Source organism: Bibersteinia trehalosi (genome assembly GCF_004346205.1).
Lineage (GTDB): Bacteria > Pseudomonadota > Gammaproteobacteria > Enterobacterales > Pasteurellaceae > Bibersteinia > Bibersteinia trehalosi.
On sequence record NZ_SMAM01000025.1, the window covers coordinates 1 to 1,030 of the forward strand.

The 1,030-nt window shown below is 44.7% G+C and carries 2 tRNA genes and 1 rRNA gene; all 3 read left to right on the forward strand.

From position 1 onward, the window contains the following. Positions 1 to 118: 118 nt before the first annotated feature. Positions 119 to 195: transfer RNA gene (locus EDC51_RS10790), tRNA-Ile, on the forward strand. 40 nt (positions 196 to 235) lie between these two features. After that, a tRNA-Ala gene (locus tag EDC51_RS10795) sits at positions 236 to 311 on the forward strand. A 319-nt stretch (positions 312 to 630) separates the two neighbouring features. Then, positions 631 to 1,030 (forward strand): 23S ribosomal RNA (locus EDC51_RS10800); the annotation flags it as partial.

Genomic DNA, 1,030 nt, shown 5'->3' on the forward strand with positions numbered 1-1,030 from the left:
AACAAGGTAACCGTAGGGGAACCTGCGGTTGGATCACCTCCTTACCAAGATAACTAAAACGACTGCAAGTGTTCACACAGATTGTTTGATATGAAAGACAAACTGAAGGTCATCCGTTGGGTCTGTAGCTCAGGTGGTTAGAGCGCACCCCTGATAAGGGTGAGGTCGGTGGTTCAAGTCCACTCAGACCCACCACTCATTACCATATGAGTGAACACAACGGAAAGATGAAATTGGGGATATAGCTCAGCTGGGAGAGCGCCTGCCTTGCACGCAGGAGGTCAGCGGTTCGATCCCGCTTATCTCCACCAATCATCATACCTAAGGTTGCAAGCGGTTGAATTTGAGTAAGATTTTACAAAATTCAGTGAGAAATAGCCCGCTTGTCGGTTTAGGTATGATGATAGGCGAAAGCCATTGTCTAATGTTCTTTAAAAAATTGGAAACAAGCTGAAAACTGAGAGATTTTCTCGTAGTGGCGTATTGCATACGCCCGTCAAGAGAAGTCTGAGTAGTTCAAAAATCTTGATTGAACAAAAGCAATCAAGTATGGGCGTAATGCTTACGCCCAATAGTAGTTAATTTTCAATCTTAAACCGTTTAAGTTTCTTAAAATGTTTGAGGTTGTATAGTTAAGTGACTAAGCGCACAAGGTGGATGCCTTGGCAATCAGAGGCGAAGAAGGACGTGCTAATCTGCGAAAAGCTTGGATGAGTTGATAAGAAGCGTTTAATCCAAGATATCCGAATGGGGAAACCCAGTAGGTGAAGAACCTACTATCACATACTGAATACATAGGTATGTGAGGCAAACCGGGAGAACTGAAACATCTAAGTACCCCGAGGAAAAGAAATCAACCGAGATTTCGTTAGTAGCGGCGAGCGAACGCGAAAGAGCCAGTTAGTGATAGCTTGAATGTTAGGAGAATGAGTTGGGAAGCTCAGCGGCACAGGGTGATAGCCCCGTATCCGAAAACATTCTGGTGGTACTAGGCTAACAACAAGTAGGGCGGGACACGTGATATCCTGTT